Here is a 7792-nt window from a genome sequence, read left to right as displayed (position 1 = left end):
GGCATGTACGGATCAACCACATGGGTTACAAAAAAGTGCATTCACATAGGTGACACTTTGATTGAGACATAACCGTTTTTTGCATCTCTCGCATTCACGTGGCCCAAGATCACCGGACCGAAGATTACATTCCATACCCCATCACCGATCATCTCCATTCCGATGGTCTGGTGACAAAGTAAATTGCCCACATAAACCCGCATGCCTCCTCGATTGATGATTCCGCTACTGTCGGCCAGGTAACTCTCAATATGGCTCGCATAGGTCATTTCCGGTAGCGTTTCTGGGTACATTCGAGTTGAAGGCGTATAGCAAGCAGCAGGCGTTTTCTGGCCAAGCGCCTCATGTCCACGCTCATAATTATAGTGCTGCAGGAAGCGATCAAAGTGGCGCTGCTGGGCCTCCCAGGCAATTGCCGACGGATGAGGTAACGTACTTTTCAACGTCCGGTGCATACGCTCATGCCGCCCATTCTGATCTGGGCGACCAGGCTCGATCCGCTCAGGAATAATTCCAAGTCTCATCCACCAAATCGACAGTTGTGAAAGCCCTGCACGACTGGTGCTGGCAAACGGAATCCCATTGTCAGTACGAATACGCTCTGGCAGGCCGTATTCGCGAAAAACTCTTTCGAAGGTTTGCTGGGTTTCCTTGAGATTGGTGCTGCTCATGCTCTGGCAAGCCAGCAAAAACCGGCTGGCATGATCCATGATCGTCAGCGGATAACACCAAATCCCTGCTCCGGTCAGGTATTGGCCCTTGTAGTCAGCACTGAATAACTGGTTGGGATTTTCTGCCTTGCGTAAAGGCTTGGGATACACAGCCACCCGTCGGCGCAATGGCTTGGGGGTAATCAGATCAGCTGCCTTGAGAATGTTGTAAATGGTCGTTTTCGAGGGCGGATCCTGGTCTGGAAAACGCTGCATGAGGCTGTTCTGAATCTTTTTCGGACCGGGGATCGTCTCGCCAATTAAGCGAAACTCAACGATTGCCTGCTTCACCGCCAAGGGCACCACGTAGGTCTGGTTGTGGCGGCAGCGGCTACGTTCATCAAGCCCGCTCGGCCCCTCTGCCTCGTAACGCCTGATCCACTTATACCCAGTCTTTCGGCTGACCTCATAGTCCCGGCACAGCTGGCTAAGGCTGTGCTTCTGGGACAGATAGTCGGCGATGAACATCACTTTAAGGTCCATAGGTTTCAGCTCTTTCCAGGGCATGGTCAGATCCTCGCGAAATCGACCCTGCCAGTTAAAAACTGTTACCTATGTGCGTGAACTGATTTGTAACCCATGTGGGTGAGTCATACCGGCAAGAGCTGCGAAATCGACCCTGCCAGTTAAAAACTGTTACCTATGTGCGTGAACTGATTTGTAACCCATGTGGGTGAGTCATACCGGCAAGAGCGTTTTGCTTACTTTTGCGCTGTTCAAAAGTGAGGCGCTGTAAAAGCGCAACCAATACAAGCCGTGACCGCGTTAATGGATATGTACACAAGTCCAAGCAGCTCCCGATGTCGATCCCACCCATCCCCCCATCTTTGCTAGAATCCGCCCCGCGCTGCACACCCTGCGCGTTTTTATTGAATTATTTTCTATCCGGTAGGCCCTTTGCGAGGGTCGCCACCTGGAGATACACATGACACAACAGCCGATGAATCAGCCCATCGTCGTAGCGGCGCTATACAAATTCGTCACCCTCAGCGACTACGTCCAACTGCGCGAGCCGCTGCTGCAGGCGATGGTCGACAACGGCATCAAAGGCACCTTGCTGATCGCCGAAGAAGGCATCAACGGCACCGTATCCGGTAGCCGCGAAGGCATCGATGGCCTGCTGGCATGGCTCAAGAACGACCCGCGCATGATCGACATCGATCACAAGGAATCGTACTGCGACGAGCAGCCGTTCTATCGCACCAAAGTCAAATTGAAGAAAGAAATCGTGACCCTGGGTGTTGAAGGTGTAGACCCCAACAAAGCCGTCGGCACCTACGTCGAACCCAAAGACTGGAACGCCATCATCAGCGATCCGGAAGTGCTGGTCATCGACACCCGTAACGACTACGAAGTGTCCATCGGCACGTTCGAAGGCGCCATCGACCCCAAGACCACCAGCTTTCGCGAGTTTCCCGAGTACATCAAGGAACACTTCAATCCCGAAGTGCACAAGAAAGTCGCGATGTTCTGCACCGGCGGCATCCGCTGCGAAAAAGCTTCCAGCTACATGCTCGGTGAAGGATACGGCGAGGTCTATCACCTCAAGGGCGGCATTCTCAAATACCTCGAAGAGGTCCCGCAGGATGAAAGCCTGTGGCGTGGCGAGTGTTTTGTGTTCGACAATCGTGTCACTGTCCGCCATGACCTGACCGAGGGCGACTACGATCAATGTCACGCGTGCCGCACGCCGATCAGCGCTGAAGACCGTGCCAGTGAGCATTACTCGGCGGGGATCAGTTGCCCTTATTGCTGGGACAGCCTGAGCGAGAAAACCCGTCGCAGCGCCATCGACCGCCAGAAGCAGATCGAACTGGCCAAAGCACGTAATCAGCCACACCCAATCGGTCGTAATTACCGTTTGGAAGACCGCCAGCCAGACGAGGCCTGATCCATGTCCACCCGCCTGCTTTATGTAATGGACCCGATGTGCTCCTGGTGCTGGGGGTTTGCTCCTGTGGCGCAAGCGCTGGTTCAACAAGCGCAGGCGAGTGGTGTGACATTGCATCTGGTGATGGGTGGTTTGCGCACCGGTAGCGGGGCGGCGCTCGATCCGACCACTCGCCGTTACATCCTTGAGCACTGGCAAGCGGTTGAGAAAACCACCGGGCAGACGTTTCGTTTCGACGATGCGTTGCCCGACGGTTTTGTCTATGACACCGAGCCTGCATGCCGGGCCATCGTCGCCGCGCGTCATCTTGAGCCGGACTTTGCCTGGAAGCTGGTCGGGCTGATTCAGCAGGCGTTCTATATCGAGGGACGTGACGTCACGCGTGCCGCGGTGCTGGCTGAGCTTGCCGAGCAGGCTGGCTTGCCGCGTATCGAATTCGCCGCAGCCTTCGACAGCGCCGAACAGTTGGCCGCAACCCAGGCAGACTTCGCCTGGGTCCAGGATCTGGGTATCGCGGGTTTCCCGACCTTGTTGGCTGAGCGCAACGGTCAACTGGCGTTGTTGACCAATGGCTACCAGTCGCTTGAAGAACTCTCGCCTTTATTGGGCCGCTGGCTTGAGCGTGCTGCCAGTGCCTGACCCTCTTAAAACTGATCGGGACGAATCAAGCGTGACGTTCAACCGCTTGAGTTGGGCGCAGATTCGTCGTTTGGCTTCACGGCATAAAAAAGCCCTGTGGATCGCTAATGGTGTGGCGGTGCTGGCTACGCTGTGTACCGTGCCGATTCCTCTGCTGTTGCCTTTGTTGGTGGATGAGGTGTTGTTGGGGCATGGCGACCGGGCGCTGAAGTTCATGAATCACTTCCTGCCCGACAGCCTGCAAAAACCAGCGGGTTATATCGGCCTGATGCTGCTGTTCACCTTTGGTCTGCGTCTTGGCGCGCTGGTGTTCAACGTAGTGCAGGCCAAGCTGTTTGCACGGCTGTCCAAAGACATTGTGTATCGCGTACGAATTCGCCTGATCGAGCGCCTGAAGCGCATCTCTCTGGGGGAATACGAAAGCTTGGGCGGTGGCACGGTCACTGCGCATCTGGTTACCGATCTGGATACGCTGGATAAATTCATCGGTGACACGCTGAGCCGTTTTCTGGTGGCGATGCTGACGCTGACAGGCACCGCATCGATTCTGATGTGGATGCACTGGAAGCTGGCGCTGCTGATTCTGCTGTTCAACCCGCTGGTGATTTACGCCACGGTGCAATTGGGCAAGCGAGTCAAACACCTCAAAAAGCAGGAGAACGACAGCACCTCGCGGTTCACCCAGGCTCTGACTGAAACGCTGGACTCGATTCAGGAAGTCCGCGCCGGTAATCGCCAGGGCTATTTCCTCGGTCGTCTGGGCGTGCGTGCCCGGGAAGTCCGTGATTACGCTACCGCTTCGCAATGGAAGAGTGACGCGTCCAATCGGGCCAGTGGGCTGCTGTTCCAGTTCGGGATCGATGTGTTCCGCGCCGCGGCCATGTTGACGGTGCTGTTTTCTGACCTGTCCATCGGTCACATGTTGGCGGTGTTCAGCTACCTCTGGTTCATGATCGGGCCGGTGGAACAGCTACTGAATCTGCAATACGCCTATTACGCCGCAGGCGGGGCGCTGACCCGAATCAACGAACTGCTCGCGCGTGCCGATGAGCCGCAGTATCCGGGAGGCGTCAATCCGTTCGCCGGTCAGAAAACCGTGGGCATTGAAGTGCGTGGTTTGAGCTTCGGTTACGGTGAAGAGAATATTCTCGATCAATTGAACCTGACGATTGCTCCCGGTGAGAAGATCGCCGTTGTGGGTGCCAGTGGCGGCGGTAAAAGTACTTTGGTGCAACTGCTACTTGGGTTGTACACGCCACAGGCCGGCACGATCAGCTTTGGTGGCGCCACCCAGCAGGAGATCGGTCTGGAAACCATTCGGGAGAATGTTGCGGTGGTGCTTCAGCATCCGGCACTGTTCAACGATACGGTACGTGCCAACCTGACCATGGGCCGCGAGCGCAGCGACGAAGCGTGTTGGCGAGCGCTGGAAATCGCCCAGCTCGAATCGACCATTCGCAGCTTGCCGCAAGGGCTCGACAGTGTTGTGGGACGCTCGGGTGTGCGACTGTCTGGCGGTCAGCGTCAGCGTCTGGCTATCGCCCGGATGGTATTGGCCGATCCCTGCGTAGTGATCCTCGACGAGGCCACCTCGGCACTCGACGCCGCAACGGAATACAGCCTGCATCAGGCGCTGTCGCGGTTTCTCAGTGGCCGCACCACATTGATCATTGCTCACCGTTTATCCGCGGTGAAGCAGGCCGATAAAGTGCTGGTTTTCGACGGTGGTCGTATTGCAGAGCAGGGCGATCATCAGCAATTGATTGCTGAAGGTGGGCTGTACGCAAAGCTTTACGGTCATCTGCAGCACATTTAATTCCCACGGTTACTTGCCAGAATCCCATTTAGGGTCTTTCTTGGTAGTTGGTAACACCGCGTTAACAGCGTTCTTTCACCCATGTAACGCTCGCTGATTTCTCTTTATGTGCACTGCATCGCGATTCCATCATGCGAGGCGGTAGTGTGTTTCAGATTCAAGAAAATTCCCTGAACGGTTTCATGGATTTGACCTAGTCTCTGGGCAGGATGAATTGAAGACAGCTTGATGAGCATCTGGCATCGCTTATGAAAGGGAACCCATGAAGCAAAAGCGGATCCTCGAAAAGCCCCGCCTGTTGGGCATCGTATGGCCATTTATCGCTGTCGCGCTGTTTCAGGCGTTATTGGGGGGTGTCAGCCTCTACATGCTTTCAGCCGTGCGCAGCTATGTCGGCGGCGAAAGCCTATGGTCCAAGGGGCAGAAAGACGCCATTTATTACCTGAATCTCTACGCCAATGGCCACGAAGAGATCAATTTCCAGCGCTACGAGCAGGCGATTTCAATACCCGAGGGCGGCCACGCGCTTCGCGTAGCGCTGGATCAGCCGGTTCCGGATATCAAAAAAGCGACAGATGGCTTCCTGCAAGGCGGGAATCATCCTGATGACGCCGCGAGTGTCATCTGGCTGTATGTGAATTTTCGTGAATTGGGTTACATGAAAAAAGCCGTCGACCAATGGCGGCTGGGCGATGACTTTCTGATCCAGCTGGATACGCTTGCTCATCAGATGCATGAACGTATTTCGTCGGGCGCAGCTACCGAGGCCGAAATTAGTGAATGGCGCGCCCAAATCACCGCCATCAATGAAAGCGTGACGCCAGTAGCCAGAGCGTTCAGTAACGCCCTGAGCGAAGGCTCCCGAGGGATTCTGCGGTTGCTGCTGGTCATTAACCTGGCGACGGCGGTGGTGCTGATTCTTCTGGCGCTGCTCAGGACGCACAAACTGTTGACTCAGCGCCATGCCTTCGCAGATGCCCTTCAGGTGGAGAAAGAGCGTGCGCAGGTCACGTTGGAGTCGATTGGTGATGGCGTGATTACGACTGATGTCGAGGGTGCCATTGTTTACATGAATCCGGCTGCCGAAGGGCTGACCCACTGGAAAAACTTTCAGGCCAGTGGTCTCCCGCTTGCGGCGTTATTCAACCTGCTTGACGAAAATGACCGCAAAGACAGCTCAACCCTGATCGAGCATATTCTCAGTGGTCAGCTCAGCGGTGGCAGCGAGCATTCAAAACTCATCCAGCGTCTGGACGGCAGCACCGTTTCAGTGGCGTTGGTCGGGTCGCCGATCTTTACCGATGGCAGGGTCAGCGGCACCGTGCTGGTGCTGCACGACATGACGCGGGAGCGGCAGTACATCGCCAATCTGTCCTGGCAGGCGACCCACGATGCACTGACCGGACTGGCCAACAGACGTGAGTTTGAATATCGCCTGGAACAGGCGCTTGATGGGTTGGCCCGGCAAGCGAGCCAGCATTCCGTGATGTACCTGGATCTGGATCAGTTCAAGCTGGTCAACGACACCAGCGGTCATGCGGCCGGTGACGAACTGCTGCGGCATATTTGCACGGTGCTGCAACAGGGCTTGCGTGAAGGCGACACGCTTGCACGGTTAGGCGGTGACGAGTTCGGCATTTTGCTGGAGAACTGCCCGCCGGAGACGGCTGAAACGATCGCCGAGTCCCTGCGCCAGACTGTTCAGAGCCTGAGCTTTGTCTGGAAGGGCAGGCCGTTTGTCAGCACGGTCAGTATTGGACTGGTTCATATTTCCCAGCTTCCGACCACGCTGGAGGCGCTGCTTCGTTCGGCGGATATGGCGTGTTACATGGCCAAGGAAAAAGGTCGTAACCGCGTCCAGGTCTATCACGCCGAGGACTCCGAGGTGTCCATGCGCTTTGGTGAGATGGCGTGGGTGCAGCGCTTGCACATGGCGCTGGACGAGAACCGTTTCTGCCTGTTCTCCCAGCAGATCGCCGGTATCGGCCAGCACGCTCAGGATGACAGCGGGCACATCGAAATCCTCCTGCGCCTGCGTGATGAGACCGGGCGCATGATCTTGCCCGAGAACTTTATTCCCGCCGCTGAGCGCTATGGTTTGATGACCCAGCTGGATCGCTGGGTGGTGCGCAATGTTTTCGAGATCATTGCTCAGTGCCGGGATGATGAGCGTTACGACGGACCTATGATGGTGTGTGCGATCAACCTCTCCGGGGCGAGCATCGGTGATGATGCTTTTCTTGATTACCTGAAGCTGCAGTTCCGGACTTATGACATCCCCCCGTCATTGATTTGCTTCGAAATCACCGAAACCATCGCGATTGCCAACCTGGGTTGCGCGATCCGTTTTATCAACGATCTGAAGGCGCTGGGCTGCAAGTTTTCCCTCGACGACTTCTGTGCCGGCATGTCGTCGTTTGCATACCTCAAACACTTGCCAGTGGACTATCTGAAGATCGATGGCAGCTTCGTCAAAGACATGCTCGATAACCCCATCAACCGCGCCATGGTCGAGGTGATCAATCACATTGGCCATGTCATGGGTAAGCGCACCATTGCCGAATTCGTCGAAACGCCCCAGATCGAGATCGCACTGCGTGAGATCGGAGTTGACTTCGCTCAGGGATATCTGATTGAACGTCCTCAGTTGTTCACGTGCCAAAGTCTTCATGCACGCCCTTCAAGGGCCGTCCCGTTGTTGTTCAGCACGCCAGGAACATTCCGATAAGCCATTAA

At 55.8% G+C, this 7792-nt stretch carries 5 protein-coding genes; 4 read left to right on the top strand and 1 reads right to left on the bottom strand.

Features of this window, described 5'->3' with window-relative positions:
- Nucleotides 1–41: 41 nt before the first annotated feature.
- Nucleotides 42–1217: an integrase core domain-containing protein gene (locus tag AO242_RS02390; protein ID WP_099267504.1), complete on the bottom strand. Its 1176-nt coding sequence runs from the start codon at nucleotides 1215–1217 to the stop codon at nucleotides 42–44.
- 433 nt (nucleotides 1218–1650) lie between these two features.
- Here AO242_RS02390 and trhO point away from each other — a divergent pair, with 433 nt between their 5' ends.
- The 4 genes from trhO (at nucleotide 1651) to AO242_RS02370 (ending at nucleotide 7784) form a co-directional block, all read left to right on the top strand.
- Nucleotides 1651–2601, top strand: coding sequence for an oxygen-dependent tRNA uridine(34) hydroxylase TrhO (gene trhO / locus AO242_RS02385; protein ID WP_176560558.1), 951 nt, complete (start codon nucleotides 1651–1653; stop codon nucleotides 2599–2601).
- A 36-nt stretch (nucleotides 2602–2637) separates the two neighbouring features.
- Nucleotides 2638–3240 (top strand): DsbA family protein, encoded by a 603-nt coding sequence (locus AO242_RS02380; RefSeq protein WP_164581461.1) that lies wholly within the window; start codon nucleotides 2638–2640, stop codon nucleotides 3238–3240.
- Nucleotides 3170–5056: an ABC transporter ATP-binding protein gene (locus AO242_RS02375; RefSeq protein ID WP_099267501.1), complete on the top strand. Its 1887-nt coding sequence runs from the start codon at nucleotides 3170–3172 to the stop codon at nucleotides 5054–5056. The genes AO242_RS02380 and AO242_RS02375 overlap by 71 nt, the downstream gene beginning before the upstream one ends.
- A 262-nt stretch (nucleotides 5057–5318) precedes the next feature.
- Nucleotides 5319–7784 (top strand): EAL domain-containing protein, encoded by a 2466-nt coding sequence (locus AO242_RS02370; protein ID WP_099267500.1) that lies wholly within the window; start codon nucleotides 5319–5321, stop codon nucleotides 7782–7784.
- Nucleotides 7785–7792: the final 8 nt, after the last annotated feature.

The sequence above is a fragment of the Pseudomonas sp. ICMP 561 genome, from assembly GCF_002699985.1.
GTDB lineage: Bacteria > Pseudomonadota > Gammaproteobacteria > Pseudomonadales > Pseudomonadaceae > Aquipseudomonas > Aquipseudomonas quasicaspiana.
The sequence above is the reverse complement of the archived record's forward strand: the minus strand, read 5'-3'. Positions and strand labels throughout refer to the sequence as shown.